This is a genomic window from Empedobacter sp. GD03865, from assembly GCF_029840775.1.
Classification (GTDB): domain Bacteria; phylum Bacteroidota; class Bacteroidia; order Flavobacteriales; family Weeksellaceae; genus Empedobacter; species Empedobacter falsenii_B.
Window position 1 is genome coordinate 1 of record NZ_JAOCDF010000043.1, and the last position, 22,795, is coordinate 22,795.

Consider the following 22,795-nt stretch of genomic DNA (forward strand, 5'->3'; position numbering starts at 1 on the left):
ATACTTTTGTTACTTTACAAGAAACAATCATTTTCTGTCATTAGCTATTCTTGTATTTGCGAGATTGGTTACTGGTGCAGCAGAAGGAATGGTAGGTGGAAGTCCAATAAACTGGGCAATTTTAAAAATTGGTCAAGAACATACAGCGAAAGCGATCTCTTATAATGGTGTTGCTAGTTATGGTGCATTGGCAATTGGAGCACCATTGGGGGTGATTTTGAATCAATATTTTGGACTTGGTTTTATTGGTTTGTTTAGTATTGTTTGTGCGATTATAGGTTATTTTTTAGCTAGAAATAAAGAGAATATATTAACTGCAGTTTCAAAAGTTCCGCAACCATTTATAAGTGTATTGAAAACAGTTGCTCCTTTTGGAATTTGTTTAGCACTTGCAGGTCTTGGATTTGGAGGAATTTCCAATTTTATAACACTTTACTACGACTTTTATAGTTGGTCGAATGCAGCTTTATGTTTAAGTGTTTTCAGTTTATTGTTTATTGCAGGACGATTATTTTTTAATAGTTCAATTAATACATTAGGAGGATTAAAAGTTGGAATTATTTGCATGATAGTCGAAACGATAGGTTTATTAATTCTTTTTAGTGCTCCGAATTCTTTTATCGCTCTTATTGGTGCAGGTATTACAGGAATTGGTTTTTCATTGGTTTTTCCTGCGATGGGAGTAGAGGCTGTTGCTTTGGTTTCAGATAATAGTAAAGGAGCTGCTTTAGCTGCGTATGGCTTGTTTATTGATATCTCATTGGGAATTACAGGTCCTCTAATTGGTGGTGTTATCAGTTTGTTTGGAATGTCAAACTTATTTGGTTTTTGTAGTTTGTTTGTGTTTATAGGATTATTGTATAGTTATTATTTACAAACAAAAAAAAATCGTTCAGAATTTAATAATTCCGAACGATAATATGAAAACATCTAATTTTAGATTCTTTTACGTAGTAAATTTTACCTGTTCTAACATAATTTTTTAGCACTTGTTCTAACTCTTTTTCTAGTTTAGAATCAGGTCTAATTTTATGATTAAACCTAACATAAGAAATATCAAAAGCAGCACCAAAATTATGTGAACTATCATTAGAAGAAGCATTTTTATTAATTCCTCTCAAACGATTTTGATCATGTAGCGTTCGTGTCATTGATGTAACAACGAAAAAATTTTGACCTGTTGCTTTTACAAAATCTCTTGAAATACTTGTCAAAATATCTCGACCTTTTGGAATAAGATACGAATGACTATGTGTTAAATCACCAACTCGCCAACCATAACCACGTTGTTTTATTTTAACCAATTTACCTTGATTGATGTATTTGTTCAACTTTTTATCACCATCAATTAGCTCAAGTTTATGAGATTTTGCGGCATTCAAATGCTGAACATATTCTTTAGAAGGCTCTATAACAACTCGCGATTGAGCGTAACCGAATAAAGAAGAGCAAATAAAAAAAGTTGTTAAAAATTGTTTCATGATTCAATTCTCTTCTGCAAAAATAGAAAAGAACTTTTATATATTACATTGTTGTTGATTTAAATTGATCGGGATTACGAACCGTTACATGAAAACAGTGTTGTCTATATTCTTTGATATAGTAAATTTTACCGTCTTCTTGCAATTGTTTTAAAATCGCTTCTAAATTATCACGATGAGTTTTGCTATACGTATATTTATTATTGAATTTTGTATACGACAAATCAAAAGAAGCACCATAGTTATGAGAACTTTCGCCTTTTGCTGCATTGCTATTTACTCGTCTTAAACTTGCTTGACTTTCTTCAGAACGGGTAAGCGAAGTTACAGTAATTGTAGCATTGTTTTCGTCCAGAAATTTTGAAGCAATTCGTTCCAACACAGTTTTTGCTCTGTTATTTAAGAATGCTTTACTGTGTGTTAATTTCTCAATTGTGTACCCATTTCCTTCTTCAGGAATTGCAACTAATTTTTTTGTAGCAACTAAACCTTCAATATCATCAAAACTCTTCACGATTGGAATGTTGAATGATTCTGCTGCCATTAAATGATCGTCATAAGTTACTTTTTTTGTAGAGATAGAAGTGGATGAAGAGGCAGAATTTTCTGCTAAAATGTAACTTTCTTGACTTTGAGCTGAAATAAATATTCCGCTAAAAAGACAAGAAAGGGCAATTAATTTTTTCATGTTTTAAATTATTACGCGACAAAATTAGAAGTTACAATTTAATAAAGACTTGTTAAAAATTATAATATTTAGGTAAACTTTTTTTAAAATTTTCTTAAATCTGTTCTCAAAATAGCATTGCTAGATAGATTGATAGAAATTTAAATTTCATCACATTTGAAACATAAAATATTCTTAAATATAAATTCTAATAGATTAAATCCTACTAAATTCGCTATTTTTGTAATTATTATTCATTTTTATTTTTAGACCTATTTATAAAATGGCAAAAGTTAAAGTTGGAATGGTACAAATGACTTGTACTAATAACAAACAAGAAAATTTAAACAAAGCAATAGAGCAAGTAAAAGTAGCAGCTGCAAAAGGCGCTCAAATTGTGTGTTTGCAAGAATTGTTTACCTCATTATATTTCTGTGACGTAGAAGATTACGATAATTTCGACTTAGCAGAAGCAATTCCTGGACCATCAACAGATGCGTTATCAGTTGTAGCTAAAGAATTGGGAGTGGTAATTATCGCTTCATTATTCGAAAAACGTGCGCAAGGTTTATATCACAATACAACCGCTATTTTAGATGCTGATGGACAATATTTAGGAAAATATCGCAAAATGCATATCCCAGATGATCCTGCGTTTTATGAAAAATTCTATTTTACTCCAGGTGATTTAGGTTACAAAGTTTTTGATACTAAATTTGGAAAAATTGGAGTGTTAATTTGTTGGGATCAGTGGTATCCAGAAGCTTCTCGTATAACAGCATTGATGGGAGCAGAAATTTTATTTTATCCTACTGCGATTGGTTGGGATACGACGCAAGACGAAGAAACAAATCAAGATCAATACAATGCTTGGCAAACAATTCAGCGTTCACATGCGGTTGCGAATGGAGTTCCGGTTATTTCTGTAAATCGTGTTGGTTTTGAGCAAGATGGAGCAATGAAGTTCTGGGGAGGCTCTTTTGCGACAAATGCGCAGGGAAAATTGTTGTACTTAGCAACGCATGATAAAGAGGAAACAGAAGTGGTTGAATTGGATTTGAACGAATCTGATTTCTTCCGTAAACACTGGCCTTTCTTAAGAGATCGCCGCATCGATTCTTATCAACCAATTACAAAACGTTTTATAGACGAGGATTAATGAAGAAATTATTTTCACTTATAGCATTGATAGGAAGTTTTGCATTTGGTCAAATAAAACCAATTCAGATTGATCCGATTAATAACAATTTATTTGTTTATCAAACATTCAATTCGTTTAATGGAGTTGAGTATAATGCAAATGGAATGTATTTGGTAACGAATAAAGGAATCGTTTTGTTTGATGTTCCTTGGCAGAAATCGCAATATCAAGAATTAAATGATATGTTGCAAGAAAAGTATAATTTGCCAGTTATCGCTGTGTTTGCAACACATTCGCATGATGATAGAGCAGGAGATTTAAGTTTTTATAATGATTTGAATATTCCTACTTATGCAACTTCTTTAACCAATTCTAAATTAAAAAAAGAAGGAAAAGCGACTTCGAAATTTGAGATTGAATTAGGAAAAACATACAAATTTGGTAATGAAAAATTTGTTGTTGAATATTTTGGTGAAGGACATACTTCTGATAATGTTGTGGTTTGGTTTCCAAAATATAAAGTGCTGAATGGAGGTTGTTTGATAAAAGGTGCTGACGCTGTAAATTTAGGTTACACAGGTGAAGCAAATGTTACTGAATGGCCAAAAACAGTACAGAAATTAGTTACAAAACATCCAAAAATTAAACAAGTTATTCCAGGTCATGATAATTGGAAAGTTACTGGACATATCGAAAATACGTTTAAACTTTTAGAAAAGAAATAAAATTGAACACTATAGATACATCAAAATTCCCAAAAGATTTAGGATATAGATTTCCTGCCGAATGGGAAGAACACGAAGCAACATGGTTGTCTTGGCCGCACAAAGAAGAATCTTGGCCAGATCGTATTCAGTTAATTTATCCAGCTTATGCTGAATTTATTGCTGAATTATCGAAAGGTGAAAAGGTTCGTATTAATGTGAAAGATGAAGAAATGAAAGTGTTTGCGTTGTCTTTTATCGATAAAACGGATGCAGATTTGTCACAAGTTGAGTTTTATTTTAATGAAACAAATGATGCATGGTGTCGCGATCATGGTCCTGCATTTTTATTGAATAAAAACAATCCTGATAACCCAAAAGTTATTGTTGATTGGGGATTCAATGCGTGGGGAGGAAAATATCCACCTTTTGAAAATGACGATGTTGTGCCAACAAGAATTGGTGCAGAATTTAATCTTCCTGTTTTTCATCCTGGAATTATTATGGAAGGAGGTTCGGTCGAATTTAATGGAAAAGATACGTTGATGACATCAAAATCTTGTTTACTGAATGAAAATCGTAATCCAGATTATTCACAAGAACAAATAGAAGAATTTTTAAGAAATTATTACGGCGTTTCGCAAATTCTTTGGGTAGAAGACGGAATTGTTGGTGATGATACGGATGGACACATTGATGATACAATTCGTTTTGTAAATGAAGATACAGTTTTGACAGTTGTTGAAACAGATGAATCGGATGATAATTACGAATTGTTACAAGTGAATCTTCGACAATTACAAGAAATGAAATTGGAAGATGAACGTCCATTAAACATTATCGAATTGCCAATGCCGGATGCAGTTTATTGCGAAGGTGAGCGTTTACCTGCTTCTTATGCAAATTTTTATATTGCGAATAAATCTGTCATTGTACCAACTTATCGTTGTGCAAAAGATGCGATTGCTTTGGATATTATTCAGAAATGTTTCCCCGATCGTAAAGTTGTAGGAATTGATTCTACAGATATTATTTGGGGACTAGGATCTTTCCATTGTTTGAGTCAACAAGAACCTAAGATTTAGTTTTTTTTAATATAAAACAACAAAAAAGCTGAGCAACCTGCTCAGCTTTTTTAATTTGGTTTAGATAAGTAATATCGGTTTAGGTTGTTTTGATAAACTGGTTAGATTATCAAAATAGCTTTTTAGTTTGGTTGTTGGTTAGTAATCTTAAAAGTGTTACAAACGATGTTGTTTGTTGGTACAAACGTCATAAATATAGAATGAAAAACATTTATGTATCTTCAAAATGTCTATAACTAAGAAAAAAAACAATTTAATATATCTAATAAGAAAATAAAATGTATAGATTTAAAATATTGTTAAATATATGTAAATCAATATTTTGTATTTTGTTGTTTCGGAATTTTTAAATTGTATTGAAGAATTTATATAGTTTCTCTAAATGGAATTTCTAGTTGAGTTCCGAATTTTTTTTGATTATTGGATAAATTAGAAATTGAGACACCTAATAGTCGAATTGGTTTTTCTAAGGAGTAACCTTCACTTAATAAATCATAACAAATAAGATCAAAAAGGTCTCTATTTTTAACGGGAAAAGATGCTGATTTACTTTTCGTAGTTACCGAAAAATCATTGTGTTTTATTTTTACAGTTATTGTTCTTCCATAAATTGATGTTTTTAAGGAAAAGTTCCAAACATCTTCCATCAGTGGAAATAAAGCGATTTGCATTTCTTCTAATGTTTCTAAATCTTTGCTAAAAGTTGTTTCAGAACCAGATGATTTTCGCAATCGAGTAGGATTGACCTCTCTAAAATCTAATCCTCTAACAATATTGTAATAGTATTTACCTGATTTCCCGAATTCCCGTAACAGTTTTTCTAATTCTAGGTTTTTCAAGTCCAAACCTGTATGAATGCCCATCATTTGCATACGTTCTGCAGTTACTTTTCCAATTCCATGAAATTTTTTGATTGGTAATTGATCAATAAAATTTTCAGACATTTTAGGTGTTATCACATAAAGTCCATCAGGTTTGTTATAATCCGAAGCAATTTTAGCTAAAAATTTATTGAAAGAAACACCTGCAGAAGCAGTCAAATCTGTTCGTTCTTTTATTTTTTGTTTGATTTCGTTTGCTATATCCGTTGCAATTTCGATGTTTTTATGGTTAATTGTTACATCCAAAAAAGCTTCATCCAAAGATAAAGGTTCAACCAAATCAGTATATTCAAGAAATATTTCACGAATTTGATTCGAAACTTCTTTATAAACTTGAAATCGAGGTTTTACAAATATCAAATGTGGACATTTACGTTTTGCAACAACAGAAGACATTGCAGATCCGACGCCATATTTTCTAGCTTCGTAACTAGCGGTAGCAATCACACCACGTTCTTCATTTCCGCCAACAGCAATACATTTCCCTCTTAATTCGGGGAAATCTCGTTGTTCAACAGAAGCATAAAAAGCGTCCATATCGATGTGAATAATCTTACGCTGCATCTTGCAAAATTACTCGCTTTATTTTAAATGATACTCCTGAATAAAGTTTTTTAAGTTTTTCTTATCGGCAACAATTGTCAAATAATCGCCCAATTCAATGGGTACATTTCGATCAGGATTGTGAATCATTTTTCCATTGCGCTCTATCGAAACCACAATTCCTTTTGCCGTATCTTTTACCCAACCAATTGATTTATGTTCCAAAACACAAAAATCATTCGGAATAACTACTTTATCTAACGTAAAATTATCTGTATTTTTAAGATCTGTATTTTCTGGAGGAGTTTCGCCAATAATTTGCAAATATTTCTCAAATCGTTGAATATGTTCATCCGTTCCAATGATTCCAATTTTATCGAAAGGATATAAAACAGATTCAGAATTTGGAGTCTGAATAATTCGATCGCCACGTTTGATATACGCAATATTTATCTGAAATTTTGTTCGCCAATCCAATTCACCCAAAGGAACACCAATAAAATTGGCATTTTGAGGAACAATCATATCCGAAATATGCGTGTTATCCCAAGTATATTGAAATTTATCTTGTTTCTTTTTCTCTTCAATTTTTTTAGTCAAAATTTCACGTTCATTTAAGTTATAAATAAATTTTGTTTGAATATAATTGTAAAACTGATTGAAATATTTTGAAAGAAAATACATTGTAATCAATAATCCAATAACTAAAACAATTGAGGCAATTGTGCTTGAAAAAAATTGATTATAAATAAAAATTACAGTAAATACAACTATAGTTAAACGTATGGAGATAATTGCAATAATTGGTGCGCGATTGTAATTAGACTCATCCCAAAATTCTCTGATAATTTCTCTTTTTGGTCGATTTCCAATAATTGCCCAAATAAATGGAATACACAATATAAACGTCAATATAATGCTGACCAAACTTGCGCCAAAATAGGTAAACCAATCGGTTAATAAGAATAAAACGTAGCTTCTGATAATCAATGTGATTGCGATAATGATTATTCCATTGATAAAAATTGTCGAAACGGTTTGTTTGATGATTTTATTCCATTTATTTTCATTTTGAATATGTTGAGTATCAAATGAATAATTTTCAACACCTTGAATGAATTTTTGCGGAAGAATTTTTTCCAATAAAGTATAAACTTTGTCCGATGATTTAATTAAATAAGGTGTTGTAAATGTTGTAATTGCTGAAACACCGACTGCAACAGGAAACAAGAAGTCGCTTGTTACACCAAGAGAAAGTCCTAAACCAGCAACGATGAAAGCAAATTCACCAATTTGTGCCATACTCATTCCTACTTGTACGGATTGTTTTAGCGGTTGTCCTGAAATTATAGCACCTAAAGTGGTAAAAATTAACTTTCCGAAAATCGTCAACAAGGTCACAATCAAAATTGCCCATTTGTGTTCATACATCGAAACGGGATCGATCATCATTCCAATAGAAATAAAGAAAATTGTTGCGAACAGATTTTTTACAGATTGAAAATTATGTTCAATTTTTTCGGCATAAACAGTTTCAGCTAAAATAGAACCCATTACAAAAGCACCTAATTCTATCGAAAAACCTGCGCTATCAGCAATGTAAACCATTCCAAGACATAATCCAATTGAGATAATTAATAAGGTTTCATCATCTAAATAATTTTTGATAGAACGTAGAAAAGTTGGAATAATAAAGATTCCTCCAATAAACCATACCGCCAAAAAGAACCCTAATTTAACGAAAGAATTAATCATTTCTGCTCCGTTAAAATGCTGGCTAACCGCCATTGTAGAAAGCATAACCATTAATAAAATGACCACAATATCTTCTACAATTAAAATTCCGAAAACGACATTCGCGAATTTTTTTCGTTTTAAACCTAATTCATCAAACGCCCTAATAATAATGGTTGTAGAAGAACTGGCTAATAAACCGCCGAGGAAAATACTATCCATTGTCGACCAATTCATAAATCGACCAACAAAATAACCAACGGTTACAATACAAATGATTTCGACAATCGCAGTGATGGAGGCAGAACCACCAACATTGAGTAATTTTTTGAAACTAAATTCGAGACCAAGACTAAAAAGCAAAAATATAACACCAATCTTCGCCCAAATCTCCACATTATGTTCTTCTGCAACGGACGGAATATATTCGAAATGCGGTCCAACCAAAAAACCAGCAATAATATAACCTAAAACAAGAGGTTGGTTGATGCGTTTGAAAATAAGCGTCGTCACAGCGCCTACACATAGAATTAATCCAAGATCGGTAATGAGTTTTGGCAAGTGTTCTTCCATAAATTGCGTTTAATCTCCACTAATTTAAGAATTTTTTAAAAGATAATTAATTGTTCAACTATTGATTAACTTTATATCATTATCAATTTTGTTTGAGAATAAAAAAAAACTCACTAATTCTAATGAACTAATGAGTTTGTATTTTATTATCGAAACGATATTTTACAAAGTAATTTTTGCTAAATAAGAATCTCCTTCGGTTTTTATTTTTGTACATTTTAGTTGATGATATTCGCACGCATTTTTTAGTGTGTCAAAATCCAAATACAACCATTGAATAGGTTCTTCTTGCTCGCCTTTATAATGAACCGTAAAATCTAATTCACCGTAGTAATTTCCATTACTTGGAATCCATTTTCCACCATCTTCGTCTTCATCAAACATATAAATAATGTCGGTTCCATCAATCAAAACTTGACCATTTTCGGTTAATAAATTTTTGATTTTATCCAAGAAAACATTGATTAAAACTAAATTCTGAAAAATTCCAGTTCCGTTCATCAAAAATAGAATCGTGTCATATTTCTCAGCATCATTGATTTCAAGGAAATTCTGAACTTTTGCATTGTTGATTCCTCTCAACAAACAAGCTTCAATCGCTTTTGGAGAAATATCAATCGCTAAAACATCTGAACTTTTTTCTTGCAAATAAAGTGAATGAGAACCTGCTCCACAACCAACATCCAATATTTTTCCTTTTGACAAATCAAGTGCTTTTTGCTCTAGAGGAGGCATGTCATCATACTCTCGAAAAAGATAATCAATTGGCATCACATCTAACTCTGAAATTGATGTTTCGGTATAGAGATCTTCGGGCGAATGATTGGTTTGATAATCTAAAATTGCCTGTCCGAAAAGGTCTTTCATGTTATTTTTATTTTTATTTTCTGATTAATACAGAAACTTTTATTTATTATTTTTTGCTAAAATTGCCTCAACAATTTGCTGTGCATGTACGCGCGAATTTTCAATAAACCAAATATTTGTCAACATACCACCACAAACAACGCCTGCCAAATATAAACCATCCACATTTGTTTCCATTGTTTCGGGATTATAAGTTGGCGTTTTCAATTCATCATCACTGAAGGTTATTCCACAGTTCTCCAAAAAATTGAAATTTGGATGATAACCAGTTAAAGCTAAAACGGTATCATTTTCAATTGAAATATCACCTTCTGGTGTTTTGATATGAACTTGATTTTCGTCAATAGAAGTAATATTCGAGTTGAAATAAGCTTTGATACTTCCTTCTGCAATTCGATTTTCGATATCAGGACGAACCCAATATTTTAGTCGATGCGTAAAACTTTCTCCGCGAATCACCATTGTTACATTTGCACCTTTTCGATAACATTCTAAAGCCGCATCAACAGAAGAATTATTCGCGCCAACAACTACCACATTCTGAAAAGAATACGGATGCGCTTCTTTATAATAATGATGAACTTTTGGTAAATCTTCTCCTTCGATATTCATCAAATTTGGAATATCATAAAAACCAGTTGCAAGGACTACATTTTTAGCTGAATAATTATTTTTTGAGGTTTTAATCTCAAAATGATTTGCTTCAACTTTATTAATAACTTCAACTTCTTCGTAAAGATTAAGATTAAATTTAAAATATTTATGAATATTTCGATAATATTCTAACGCCTCCTGTCGACCAGGTTTTGGCGCAATACAATTGAATGGAATTTCTCCAATTTCTAATCGTTCGGCAGTCGAAAAAAATGTCATATACAAAGGATAGTTGTACAAACTATTTGTCAAAGCACCTTTTTCAATAATTAAATAAGAAAGATTGTTTCTTTTCGCTTCTATTGCACAAGCCAAACCAATTGGTCCAGCACCTACAATTATCAAATCATATTGTTCTTTCATCAAGCAAATTTACGGATAATCAGTTCGGTAATCTTTATGATTTTCACCAATTTTTATAAAAATAATGTTTAACTATTTGGATTAACGAAATATATTAATAATTTTGTTTGACAATTTTGTCAAAATAAAAAAGCCGCACAGATATGAAAGACGATACAGAAGAATTGATCAAAGAAACAGCGAAAAGAATGTTTTTTGGTGAAGGTAGATTTCATGCAACAACGCAAGAAATAGCTGATGAAGCGAAAGTGAATAGAACGTTGATTAATTATTATTTCAGATCGCGAAACAATTTAATTAGTATTATTTACGAAGAAGCTACGCGAGTAAGTAATGAAAAATCGCGTGCTATTTTTGATAGAAATCGTGATATCAAAGAAATAATTGGCGAATTTATAGAGGATTCTATTGCAACATCAATCAAGTATCCATATTTGGAAACTTACATCGTTACCGAAATGAATAAAAATAATACAATGTGTTCTAAGTTAATGAAAGATGATTTAGATGTAGTTGTAAATGTTTTTTACGAAAGATTAGAGGAAGAAATGGAAAAAGGAACGATTAAAAAGATGGAGCCACTTCAGTTTTTGTTAAACATGATTTCATTGGTTAATTATCCATTTACAATTCGTCCGCTACTTCAATTGGATTTGAAATTGAGCGACGAAGATTTCAAACGTATTCTTTCTGATCGAAAAGAAATTATTCTCAATACACTTTTTAATAATTAATATATAAATGAAAAGGTTAAAACAATTACTTTCTATAGCGATTGTAGCGTTGATGAGTTCTGCAAATGCGCAAGAAATTATTGCACTTAAAGATGCAGTAAATTTTGCGTTAGAAAACAAAGCAGATGCAAAACGCGCAGATTTGGCAATCAAAAAAGCCGAATACAAAATTGATGAAGCCAGAGCAGGAGCTTTGCCTCAAGTAAATGCCAATGCAGGTTTGCAATATAATCCAATTGTACAAGAAATGGCTTTGACGATGGGAGGACAAACAACTGTGATTAAAATGGGACAACCATGGTATTCGAGTTTAGGCGTTACGGTAAATCAAACATTGTTCGATCAACGTGTTTTTACAGGTTTGAAAGCGGCGAAAACAACACGCGAATTCTATCAGGTGAATGCAGATTTAACAGACGAACAAATTATTGAGCGTGTAGCAAATGCGTATTATCAAGTTTTTATTCAAGAAGAAAAATTAAAAACGATTGAAAAAAGTTACGAAAACACAAATAAAGTTCGAAATGTAATCAAAAGTTTAGTCGATAATGGTTTGGCAAAACCAATTGATTTGGATCGAATTGTTGTGCAATTAAATAATATTTCTTCTTCGCGTCAACAGTTGGTAAATGCAGTTGAAATTAACAAAAATGCATTGAAATTCTACATGGGTTATCCAATTGAGCAACCAATTAATTTAACAGAAGAAACAATTACGCCAAATTTAGTTTTGTTGGAAGATCAAATAGATGTTGAAAATAGAACCGAATTTAAAGTTTTATCAAAACAAAAAGAATTGTTAGGTTTTGCTAAAGAAGCGGAGCGTGCAAATTTATATCCAACTGTTGGTTTAGCTGGAAATTATGGATTGCAAGGTTTTGGTGAAAAATTTATTACTTCGAAAAGTTACATCTGGTCAGATTTGGCTTCGATTGGTTTGAGTGTTAAAGTTCCGATTTTTTCTGGTGGAGCTACAAAAGCAAAAATTAATCAAGCAGAAATTGATTTGTTGGATATCGAAGAACAAATGAATGACACAAAACTTGGTTTGAGTTTAGAATATCAAAATGCAAAAGCACAAATTGAAAATGCGTTGAAAAGTGTCGATATTCAAGAAGAAAACGTGAGTTTGGCAGAGAAAGTTTTATCAAATACACAAAATAATTACCAACAAGGTTTGGCAAATTTGACAGAAATTTTAGATGCTGAAAATGCGTTGACAGATGCTCGAAATAATTACTCAAATGCTTTATTAGAATATAAAATTGCCGAAATCGCATTAATCAAAGCAAAAGGAGATTTAAAAACATTAATTCAATAATAGAACCGATTTTATGAAATCAGTAAAAACTTTACTTTATATATTAATTGCAGCCGGTTTGATTGGTGGTGCAATTTACATTATCAAAAATAATAAAGCGAAACAAGAAGAGGAAGTTGCGATTGTAAATGCTAGTAACGATGAGGTTGTGGTAAATACAATTAAAGCAAAATACGAAAGCTTAAATACAGATTATACGTCAAACGGAACGTTTGCGCCATTTCAGGAAATGAGTTTTCCTTCAGAAATTTCTGGTCGAATTGTACGTGTTTTGGTTGATGAAGGGAGTTATGTTTCTGTTGGTCAAACATTGGCGACAATCAAAAAAGATGCGATTGAAGTTGATGTTACGCAAGCACAAAATAATCTTCAAAATGCAATTGTTGATAATCAACGTTACGAAAATGCGTATAAAACAGGCGGTGTAACAAAGCAACAATTGGATAATTCGCGTTTGCAATTAAAAAATGCAAGAGCAGCGGTTTCTGCGCAAAATTTACGTGTGCGTGATACGAATGTAAAAGCTACAATTTCTGGTGTAATCAACAAACGTTACATTGAGCCAGGATCTGTTGTAGCACCAGGTTCTCAAATGTTTGATATTGTTAATGTATCAAAATTAAAATTACAAGTTACAGTAACAGAAGCTGAGGTTGTCAATCTTAAAGTTGGTCAAACAATCAAAGTGTTGGCGAGTGTTTTTCCAGATCAAGAATTTGCAGGAAAAATTTCTTTTATCGCGCCTAAAGCAGATGCTTCATTAAATTTCCCTGTGGAAATTCAGGTTTCGAATAATTCAGGTTTAAAAGCTGGTATGTACGGAACGGCGGTTTTCTCGACAAAAGATGATGTAAATGCAGGGAAAAATGTATTGGTTGTTCCTGCGAATGCTTTTGTGAACGGAATTAGTTCTGGACAAGTTTTCGTGGTTGAAAATAATACAGCAAAATTAACGAAAGTTGTGATTGGGAAAACGGTTGGAACTGAAGTTGAAATTATCAGCGGATTAAAAGATGGAGCTGAAATCGTAACAAGTGGTCAGATTAATCTGAAAGATGGAACGAAAGTGAAAGTTGTAAAATAAGAGTAGTTTTTCCATGAAAATAGCAGAAATATCAATTAAACGTCCATCGATGATTATCGTGTTATTCACGATATTGATTTTAGGAGGATTGTTTAGTTATACGCAAATGGGATATGAATTAATCCCAAAATTCGAAACAAATGTTGTAACAATTTCAACAGTATATCCTGGAGCTTCTCCAAACGAAGTTGAAAATTCTGTTACCAAAAAGATTGAAGATGCTGTTGCAGCATTGGAAAATGTAAAAAAAGTTGAATCAAAATCATATGAAAGTTTATCTGTTGTATCTGTTACTTTAAATGCCGGAGCAGATGCAGATTTAGCTTTAAATGATGCTCAACGTAAAATAAATGCAATCGAGAAAGATTTACCAGATGATGTAGATCCTCCTTCTTTAACAAAGTTTTCTTTAAGTGATTTACCTATTATTACAGCTGGTGTTACTTCTGATAAATTAACAGATAAGGCATTGTATGATTTATTAGATAAAAAAATAGAACCCGTTTTATCTCGTGTAAATGGTGTAGCACAAGTAAATTTGATTGGTGGGCAAGAAAGAGAAATTCAGGTTAGTATAGACCCCTTAAAATTGAAAGGTTATGGCTTATCTGTGCCTCAAGTTCAACAAGCAATTTTGACATCGAATTTAGATTTCCCAACAGGAAGTGTAAAAACGCGTGAAAATTCGACAATTATTCGTCTTTCGGGAAAATATAAATCGGTTGATGAATTAAATAATTTAGTGATTTCTTCGAATAATGGCATTCAAGTTCGTTTATCGGAAGTTGCTTTTGTGCAAGATTCTCAGAAAGAAGTAGAAAAAATTGCACGTGTTAATCAGAGTTCTGCGATTATTGTTCAGGTTGTAAAACAATCAGATGCAAATGCGGTGGCTGTTTCTGAATTGATGAAAGAAACCATCAAAAAAGTTGAAACAGATTATAAGAAAGAAGGACTTAAAATTCAGATTGTAAATGATACGTCTGATTTTACATTGGCTGCGGCAGATAACGTTATTTTCGATTTAGTTTTAGCAGTTGTTTTAGTTGCAATTATAATGCTTTTGTTTTTACATAGTATTCGTAATGCTTTTATTGTAATGGTTTCTATTCCAGCATCGTTAATTGCGACTTTTATCGGAATGTACTTAATGGGGTATACCTTAAACTTGATGTCGTTACTTGGTTTATCACTTGTAGTGGGAATTTTGGTGGATGATGCCATCGTTGTTTTAGAGAATATTTACCGTCACATGGAAATGGGAAAATCGAAAATTAGAGCTTCATACGATGGGGCAAAAGAAATTGGATTTACCGTAACTGCTATTACATTGGTAATTGTCGTGGTATTCTTACCAATTGCAATGAGTACAGGTTTGGTGGCGAATATTATTGCACAGTTTTGTGTGACAGTCGTTATCGCAACCTTACTATCCTTATTGTCGTCATTTACAATTGTTCCTTGGTTGTCTTCTCGTTTCGGGAAATTAGAACATATCACAGGGAAAAATATTTTTGAGAAATTTATTCTTTGGTTCGAAAAACAATTAATGAAATTTACCCACTTCATTTCTGATATGTTAGAATGGTGTTTAAAATCTACCGTTCGTAGAATTGGAGTTTTTATTGGGGTATTTATCGTTTTATTTGCAGTTATTGGAGTTTTAATGGGAGGAAAATATATCGGTGGTGAATTCTTCCCTAAAACAGATAAAGGTGAATTCCTAGTTCAAATAGAGTTACCAAAAGATGCAACAATAGAGGAATCAAATTTTATGACGCAAAAAGCAGAAAAGTTTTTACGTGATAAAAAAGAAGTTGTTGATATGATTACAACTGTTGGTCAAAGTTCCGAAGGATTTGGAGCAGCACAAGCAACAGCTTATAAAGCAGAAATAGACGTTATTTTAAATGATAAATCAGAGCGTGAAGACAATTCATTTATTTATGCGGCAAAAGTAAAACGCGAATTAGAAAAAGAATTAGTTGGTGCTAAGGTTAAAACTGTTCCAGTTGGTTTGATTGGAGCGGAACAAGCGCCAATAGCGTTGGTTGTGACAGGTCCAAATTTAGAAAGCGCCATGAAATTTGCTGAATTAGCAAAACACGAATTAGAACAAATTAAGGGTTCTTCGGAAGTGAAATTAACGACAGAAGCCGGAAATCCTGAAATTAATGTGCAAGTTGACCGTGATAAAATGTCTGCTTTAGGATTGAATTTACAAACAGTTGGTTTAACCATGCAAACTGCTTTCTCTGGAAATACAGATGGTAAATTTAGAGCGGGTGAATACGAATATGATATTAATATTCAGTACAATGATTTTAATCGTTCGAATATCGATGACGTTCGTAGTTTGATATTTGTGAATGATAAAGGACAACAAATTCGTTTGGATCAATTTGCAACGGTTACACAAAGTTCTGGACCAAGTTTCTTAGAGCGTCGTGATAAAACACCTTCTGTAACTGTGCAAGCGCAATCTGTTGGTCGTACAACGGGTGATATTGTTACTGATTTCAAAAATAGTTTACAAAAAATTGATAGTAAAAAACCAACCGGTGTATCGTATGTTTGGGGTGGAGATGAAGAAAATCAATCCGAAGGTTTTGGTACATTAGGTTACGCATTATTAGCAGCAATTATTTTAGTTTATTTGGTGATGGTTGCTTTGTATGATTCGTTTATTTATCCTTTCGTGGTTTTGTTTTCGATTCCATTATCATTAATTGGTGTCTTTGTGGTTTTAGCTTTAACTAATAATTCGTTGAATATCTTCACGATTCTCGGAATGATTATGTTAATTGGTTTGGTGTGTAAAAATGCGATTTTATTGGTCGATTTTACAAATCATAGAAAAGAAGCTGGCGAAACAACGCACAATGCTTTGGTACAAGCCAATCATGCACGTCTTCGTCCAATTTTAATGACAACTATCGCCATGGTTTTTGGTATGATTCCAATTGCATTAGCAGAAGGAGCAGGAGCAGAGATGAACAACGGTTTGGCATGGGTAATTATCGGTGGATTAGTTTCCTCATTATTCCTAACCTTAATTATTGTTCCTGTGGTTTATTCATTATTCGATAGTGCAATTCGTCGATTCTCAAAAGGAGAAAAAGTAGATTATGAAGCAGAAATGGTTGCAGATTATGAAGCGCGACAAATAAAAGAAGAATGGGAAGAGTAATCTTTCGTTTTAGATATTTAATACTTGAAGTCGCTCTATATTTGGAGCGACTTTTTTAATTTTTAACTATAATTAGTGAGTTTTAGACGAATTAAAACGTTTATTTTTGGCGTAATATTAATTGAGACTTTCTAAAAAATGAAAAAACTATTTTTATTGACAACATTCTTTATGGTGTCAGCACTTTTTGCTCAACAAGCGACTAATACGTTAGAAGGCGTTTTTACAACAAAAGCAAAAGATGAATTATATAATCCATTGAAATTTGATGGAAAAGGAAGAGTAACAATCGGTGAATTTGATGAGGTTGGTTACGAATTTACAGAACGCAATGATTCGGTTATAATATTTGTCGAAAAAACGGTTTTTATCTTCAAAAAAGAGAAAAATCAATTAAAAGGAATTTCAGATTGGGTGGATAAAAAAGTGTATAAATCAAATTTGAAATCTTTCGAAAATAAACCTCAATCAGATTCTAAATTAGCACAACGTGCAAATTGGATGGCTCAGAATTATGATATCAATTTTAAAAATAATGCAAGCTATTTATTTGATTTTGATGAAGAAAGTTTAATTAAAAAATTAAAAGAAAATGAAGCTGCAAATGCAAAATTGTGTAAAGAAGGTTTTGATGAAAGTTGTAAAGTAGTTTTTGCCTATAAATTTGCTGAACAATCTGGTGGTGTTTTCGAGACATTAAGTGCAACAGAAGAGTTGAAATTAAAACCTAATAAAGAGTTACAGCAATTGGCCCAACGTGTATTAGATTTAGGAAATCCAGATGGATACGGATTATTTTATACGTATTACTATTTTACAGGAGAAAAGGAAAAAGCGGAAGAGTTTTTACAAAAAGGATTAGATTTAGGATCTAAGTATTGTACAGAGATTTCATTAAATTCAGCTTTAAGTGAATTTGGAGAAGGCTTACAATCGGAAGTAGAAGAATCAGAAGATTAATTCGAACAAATTATCATATAAAATAAAAGCTCAACATTAGTTGAGCTTTTTGTTATTTAGTCAATAAATATTTTGCAACAGCATGATAAGCTGGTAACGAATACGGGTCGTTCGCACTATTCGATGCAACCGGATTGGAAGCAAATCGCACAATAACCATTTCCGCTTTTGGATCAACATAAATCGCTTGACCATGAACGCCACGCGCCATAAATGCTTGATGCTCATTATTCGTTACCCACCACATATCTTTGTAGCTCCAGCCTTTTAGAAGTTTATAATTTGCCTTTTCAAAAGCTTTTTGATTTCCTCCTTTTTTGATTTCCTCAACCAATTTTTTAGGCAAAATTTGATGATTATTAAAGTAACCATTGTTTCTTATCATTTCTCCAAACATCGCTAAATCTCGAAGGTTTGCATTAAAACCACCTCCTGCAAAAGCAATTCCAGCACCATCAATCTGGTAATATCCATCAAAGTTTGTTCCCAATGGTTCCCAAAATTTTTCAGATAGAATTTGAGCCAAAGGTTTATTCAATACTTTTGTAATAATCCAACCCATCACATCAGTATTCACCGTTTTATAACCAAAAGCTTCACCATGTTTACCATTTTTCTTGACTGTTTTCAAATAATCATAATAATTTGTAGGTCCATTATAATTAGCAGGTTTAGGAAAAGGATTTCCAGCAGCCGAAAAAGCCCACACTTCAGCATTCGGATCGCTGTAATCTTCACTATATTGCAAAGCAGTTGTCATATCCAAAACTTGACGAATCGTAGCATCACCAAAAGCTGAGGTTTTCAATTCAGGAATATAATCACTACATTTTTTATTCTCATCTAGAATACCTTCGGCAACTAACATTCCGCCTAAAGTTCCTGTCAAGGTTTTACTCACAGACATCAAGGCATGAGTTCCATTTTTGTTTAGTTCTCCAAAGTAATTCTCATAAACAATAGCACCTTTGTGTAAAACAATAATTCCATCGGTATAATTTTTTTGCAAAGATTCTTTCCATGTCATAGTTTTTTTACTTTCTAAAGGAGTGAAAGTCACATTATCAATGGATTGATCCAATTTAGTTTTCCAAGTATATCTGTTTTCTTGTGCCGAAGCGACATTTACAGTTGGGAAAAATTCGCGCATATGACAAACGCTATATCGTAAAGCTGGAAAGTTAAAAAAGCTACCATCTATAGCGGACAAAATATCTTCTTTTGCAGGTGGAAACCCTTTTATCCAATTAAAATTCTTTGGATCCGATTGTTCTGCAGTCAAAAATTGTTGTCCATAACTCATTTGCGTCATCACTAAAATTAAACAAACTAATATTTTTTTCATAGTTGTACTATCTATTTGGTTGATAAATGAAGTAGAGGAGAAGCTTGCTTCTCAAATTTACGAAAACCATTTTAAACTTTTTTATTTTAACGTATACTAATAATTCCGCTTTCGCGAAATTCCTCCCGAGTCGTTAACCACAAAGTACCTGCTGTTGCTTTGTTTTAATCAGCAAATCATCATCGTCTAATCATTTCTGTAGTAAAAATTAAAATGTTTGTATAAAAAGTTTTATTTATTTTCTTTCTCTTATTTTCACTTTTAGTTTACTGCTTATTACTTAAACGAGCTAAAATCATTCAAACCTTTTTTTTACGAGAGAGTTTTAATGCCGTTTTTCTTCATTCTTTTTCTATACTTAGCTTTACAAGCTAAAATCGAGTCAATAATGCTAAATATCAATTGTTTATTCGAATAGAGAGTAATATTAAGTTTAAAAATTTCTTTAATGATAGAAAATAATTATTATATTTGAATTGGAAAGTTATATAACATAAATTATTGATATTAAAATGTATTATCCATTATTTCACTATATGATTGTGTATGTAGTTATAAATATTGTAAATACCAAGTTCTAGTTTTGTAAATCTTTTTGATATAATGTATCAATTAACAGATTTTGGATAAATTACAATCTTGAATAGAGTATAAGTTTATTAAAGTGATATTTAATTATAATAAGATTATATAAACACTAAGTAAAGTTTAAGTGTTGATTTATAGTTAAATATAAAAAAAACTTCATATTTCTCAAATAGAGTAATTATAACTCAATATTTAATAAATGCGCAAAAAGTATATATATTATTGCCCAACTATATGTTTTTGTATTCATTAAAATGTTAAATATATTCTAATATGATGGTTATCATTTTATGTATAAATATACATTTTTACTTTTGAAAACCTTTTATTAAGGTAGTTATCAACCAATTAAAATTTAAATATGAAAAAAACAAAAGCTTTTTCTTTGTTTTTATTTCTGTCCAAACTTGTATCTGCTCAAATAGGAATAGGTACAGAGGTGCCACAGTCATCTCTTGATGTTAATGGAAATATTATGCTTAGAAAAGAACTTAAGGTAGGAGGCTCAAAAACTACTGATGGTAATGCCGGAAATTACAATGACATCCTTGTTTCTCAAGGGGATGGGAGTGCTCCATTATGGAAAAATGCTAAAGTCGGATTTTATGAAAATGGTGAAAATAGAACCACGAGTAGTTTTATCAATACAAGTGAGAATGGGCTGTTATTTGATACGAATAGCAACGATGGCATCGCGACCAGTTCTTTAGGAGAACTATTAGTCTCAACTTCATCTAAGTGGAAAGAATTATCACCTGATTTAAGCACAAAATTTACTGTAGACGATCCAAAAAATAAAGTCAACATTATGTTTCAGACAGGAGTTGAATCAGGAAGCACTGGGACTTCTGCAAATCAAAACATAAAATTTATGTGTGGTATTTTTATTGATAATGTTTTGGTTGCATTAAGAGCGGACCAAATTGACGGAATTCCTGGTAAAGGAGTCAGCAATCAGTCTATTTATACATTAAATTATACGGTAAATGATGTAACTACCGGTGAACATACATTGAAAGTAGGATGTAGAAGAATTTCTACATCAGGTACTAATGTGGATTTAGTAATAGGGCGCGCATTGAATGCTTCAGCAGTAACAAATAATTTTATGTTACAATCTGTATTGAAATTTGATGTGAGCGAATTAGTAAAAGTGACAAGATAATTAAGTATGAAAATATTCAGTAATATACTACTAATAAATTTAGTATTTATTAGTTCTTCTTTATTTGCTCAAGTAGGTGTCAATACCAATGCACCAAGAACGACTTTGGATGTTCAGGGAGATTTAGGGATTAGAAGTAAAATCTATTTGGGAGGAGACGAAACAACTATTGGAAAATTAGGAGAAGTAGGATCGGTATTAGTCTCTCAAGGAGCGAACCAACCTCCGACGTGGAAAGTTTTAAGACGACCTGAGTTCAAACCTGAAACGTATTATCTTATAAACTATGAGGCGTCCAATACAGAAAGTGGATTAATACTTACTGATGGAACTACAAATAGAGCATTGTATACAAAAAATATGTCTTTATCTAGTTTTTTAGCTGGAAATGGTAGTGGAGGAGAAATTACGGGATTAACAAAAACATTCAAAGTAAATAATTCTGTCAATAAAATTGGATTAGTCTTTGAAACAGTTGTTCATCTTAATTCGAATTCTACAAATGCAGGGGTTGATTTTGCATGTGGTGTATTTGTGGACGATCAATTAAAAGGAGTTAGAATATTTACATTAAATCAACCTACAGCATCTAGAGCACCATTTTATACATTTACTTTGCTTGGATCTACTGAAAATTTACCTAAAAAGGAATACACTGCAAAAGTTGCCTGTAAAAGAAGAGGATCAATAAATTCATTTACAGGAGATTTTGGAATAGGAAAGGCGGTATATACAAATATTAACGATTTTATGGCGCAGTCAACTTTAAGAGTAGAAGTATTGGAAATACCAGATCCTAATAATAATGAACCTGTTTATAACTAACAATTAACCAATTATGAAAAATAAGATATTTATCTTTTTAGTAGCCATTAGTCCAAATTTATTTTCTCAGGTAGGAATAGGAACTGAGAAACCTCATACCACGTTGGATATAAATGGTACGACAAATGTTTCCAAAGAAATCAGATTCAACGGAACAGATGCAAAAATTGGAACAGCTGGTAAACAAGGCGATTTAATTTCAGGAAATGCCTTAAATAACAATTTCTGGAAGAATTTTGATTTACCTGAGGGTTTTTTGGAAGGAATGGTTTTGACCGGATCTTATGCTAATTCAACCTTTAATGGTGTAAGTTTTCCGGGAACAAGTAGTTCAAGTACCCTTGCTGTACCATATACTAAAGGACAAGCAATGGCTTCACATTGGAAAGAGCTTTCGGATTTAAATCAGAAAATTAAAATATCAAAATCAGTAAACTTAGTTACGATTTCTGTGCAAACATTGGTACAAACAAGTAATCAGAACAGTAGTTTTGCCTGTGGAATATATTTAGATGATAAATTAGATTTTGTTCGATTGGGTACTGTAAATGCGGGAGAAGGTAATTATAGAACATTGAATTTGAATGCGACGCTTTTAAATATGGATCTTGGTGAGCATACAATAAAATTTGCATGTGCTGAGAGAAATATACCAACAGGTACTACCCTAAATATAGGTAAACCTATTATCACTACCAATCTAAATAACGAAATGGCAAAGACTTCTTCGGTTATTTTAGTTTTAGAAAAGCCATAATTTAAAATATTTAATGAAATTTTATTTTTATTCAGCTATTATTTTAAAACACTTCTAGATTTTTTAGAAGTGTTTTTTTTATGAAAATGAATCTTGAATCATTAGTATTGCTTTATTAGAGAATAATACATTA

19 protein-coding genes are annotated in these 22,795 nt (G+C 31.8%); 12 read left to right on the forward strand and 7 right to left on the reverse strand.

Annotated features, from left to right (window positions below):
- The coding region (locus N5D46_RS13490; RefSeq protein WP_280050296.1) for an MFS transporter at positions 1-919 on the forward strand (919 nt) is incomplete at its 5' end.
- Here the strand turns inward: N5D46_RS13490 and N5D46_RS13495 are convergent.
- Positions 900-1,481 (reverse strand): DUF5715 family protein, encoded by a 582-nt coding sequence (locus N5D46_RS13495; protein ID WP_280050297.1) that lies wholly within the window; start codon positions 1,479-1,481, stop codon positions 900-902. The two genes, N5D46_RS13490 and N5D46_RS13495, sit on opposite strands and share 20 nt — an antisense overlap.
- A gap of 43 nt (positions 1,482-1,524) precedes the next feature.
- Positions 1,525-2,169, reverse strand: coding sequence for a DUF5715 family protein (locus tag N5D46_RS13500; protein ID WP_114999918.1), 645 nt, complete (start codon positions 2,167-2,169; stop codon positions 1,525-1,527).
- 262 nt (positions 2,170-2,431) lie between these two features.
- Here N5D46_RS13500 and N5D46_RS13505 point away from each other — a divergent pair, with 262 nt between their 5' ends.
- The 3 genes from N5D46_RS13505 to N5D46_RS13515 are packed head-to-tail and all read left to right on the forward strand — an operon-like array spanning position 2,432 to position 5,078.
- On the forward strand, positions 2,432-3,307 hold the full coding sequence (locus N5D46_RS13505; RefSeq protein ID WP_114999920.1) for a carbon-nitrogen hydrolase: 876 nt from the start codon (positions 2,432-2,434) through the stop codon (positions 3,305-3,307).
- The gene (locus N5D46_RS13510; RefSeq protein ID WP_114999921.1) at positions 3,307-4,014 is read left to right on the forward strand and encodes a subclass B1 metallo-beta-lactamase EBR-4; all 708 of its coding nucleotides are present in this window, start codon (positions 3,307-3,309) and stop codon (positions 4,012-4,014) included. Before N5D46_RS13505 ends, N5D46_RS13510 begins: the two co-directional genes overlap by 1 nt.
- Before the next feature lie 2 nt (positions 4,015-4,016).
- Positions 4,017-5,078 carry an agmatine deiminase family protein gene (locus tag N5D46_RS13515; protein WP_125350534.1) on the forward strand — a complete coding sequence of 354 codons (1,062 nt, stop codon included), beginning with the start codon at positions 4,017-4,019 and terminating at the stop codon, positions 5,076-5,078.
- Positions 5,079-5,443: 365 nt separating this feature from the next.
- Here the strand turns inward: N5D46_RS13515 and dinB are convergent, their stop codons facing one another.
- The 4 genes from dinB to N5D46_RS13535 all read right to left on the reverse strand — a co-directional run bounded on the left by dinB (position 5,444) and on the right by N5D46_RS13535 (position 10,693).
- Positions 5,444-6,523, reverse strand: coding sequence for a DNA polymerase IV (gene dinB, locus N5D46_RS13520; RefSeq protein WP_280050299.1), 1,080 nt, complete (start codon positions 6,521-6,523; stop codon positions 5,444-5,446).
- Positions 6,524-6,541: 18 nt separating this feature from the next.
- On the reverse strand, positions 6,542-8,809 hold the full coding sequence (locus tag N5D46_RS13525; protein ID WP_280050300.1) for a cation:proton antiporter: 2,268 nt from the start codon (positions 8,807-8,809) through the stop codon (positions 6,542-6,544).
- 162 nt (positions 8,810-8,971) lie between these two features.
- Positions 8,972-9,676 (reverse strand): methyltransferase domain-containing protein, encoded by a 705-nt coding sequence (locus N5D46_RS13530; protein ID WP_280050301.1) that lies wholly within the window; start codon positions 9,674-9,676, stop codon positions 8,972-8,974.
- Positions 9,677-9,715: 39 nt separating this feature from the next.
- Complete coding sequence (locus N5D46_RS13535; protein ID WP_280050302.1) at positions 9,716-10,693, reverse strand: YpdA family putative bacillithiol disulfide reductase; 978 nt, start codon at positions 10,691-10,693, stop codon at positions 9,716-9,718.
- A 143-nt stretch (positions 10,694-10,836) separates the two neighbouring features.
- Between N5D46_RS13535 and N5D46_RS13540 the strand changes: the two genes are divergently transcribed.
- The 5 genes from N5D46_RS13540 to N5D46_RS13560 all read left to right on the forward strand — a co-directional run bounded on the left by N5D46_RS13540 (position 10,837) and on the right by N5D46_RS13560 (position 17,982).
- Entirely contained in the window at positions 10,837-11,427 is a 591-nt protein-coding gene (locus tag N5D46_RS13540; RefSeq protein ID WP_125350538.1) for a TetR/AcrR family transcriptional regulator, read from the forward strand.
- A 7-nt stretch (positions 11,428-11,434) separates the two neighbouring features.
- On the forward strand, positions 11,435-12,748 hold the full coding sequence (locus N5D46_RS13545; protein WP_280050303.1) for a TolC family protein: 1,314 nt from the start codon (positions 11,435-11,437) through the stop codon (positions 12,746-12,748).
- Between the two features lie 13 nt (positions 12,749-12,761).
- On the forward strand, positions 12,762-13,832 hold the full coding sequence (locus N5D46_RS13550) for an efflux RND transporter periplasmic adaptor subunit (protein ID WP_280050304.1): 1,071 nt from the start codon (positions 12,762-12,764) through the stop codon (positions 13,830-13,832).
- A gap of 13 nt (positions 13,833-13,845) precedes the next feature.
- On the forward strand, positions 13,846-17,022 hold the full coding sequence (locus N5D46_RS13555; RefSeq protein WP_280050305.1) for an efflux RND transporter permease subunit: 3,177 nt from the start codon (positions 13,846-13,848) through the stop codon (positions 17,020-17,022).
- 138 nt (positions 17,023-17,160) lie between these two features.
- Positions 17,161-17,982, forward strand: coding sequence for a hypothetical protein (locus N5D46_RS13560; RefSeq protein ID WP_125350542.1), 822 nt, complete (start codon positions 17,161-17,163; stop codon positions 17,980-17,982).
- Between the two features lie 52 nt (positions 17,983-18,034).
- Here N5D46_RS13560 and N5D46_RS13565 read toward each other — a convergent pair whose 3' ends face one another.
- Positions 18,035-19,327: a serine hydrolase gene (locus tag N5D46_RS13565; protein WP_114999787.1), complete on the reverse strand. Its 1,293-nt coding sequence runs from the start codon at positions 19,325-19,327 to the stop codon at positions 18,035-18,037.
- A gap of 949 nt (positions 19,328-20,276) precedes the next feature.
- On the opposite strand from N5D46_RS13565, the gene N5D46_RS13570 reads away from it, so the two are divergent.
- Genes N5D46_RS13570 through N5D46_RS13580 form a run of 3 tightly spaced genes read left to right on the forward strand, consistent with a single transcriptional unit; the run spans position 20,277 to position 22,662 of the window.
- Positions 20,277-21,080 (forward strand): hypothetical protein, encoded by an 804-nt coding sequence (locus N5D46_RS13570; RefSeq protein ID WP_280050306.1) that lies wholly within the window; start codon positions 20,277-20,279, stop codon positions 21,078-21,080.
- A 6-nt stretch (positions 21,081-21,086) separates the two neighbouring features.
- Positions 21,087-21,905: a hypothetical protein gene (locus tag N5D46_RS13575; protein ID WP_280050307.1), complete on the forward strand. Its 819-nt coding sequence runs from the start codon at positions 21,087-21,089 to the stop codon at positions 21,903-21,905.
- Positions 21,906-21,918: 13 nt separating this feature from the next.
- Positions 21,919-22,662, forward strand: a complete 744-nt coding sequence (locus tag N5D46_RS13580; protein WP_280050308.1) for a hypothetical protein — start codon at positions 21,919-21,921, stop codon at positions 22,660-22,662.
- The last annotated feature ends 133 nt before the right edge of the window (positions 22,663-22,795 follow it).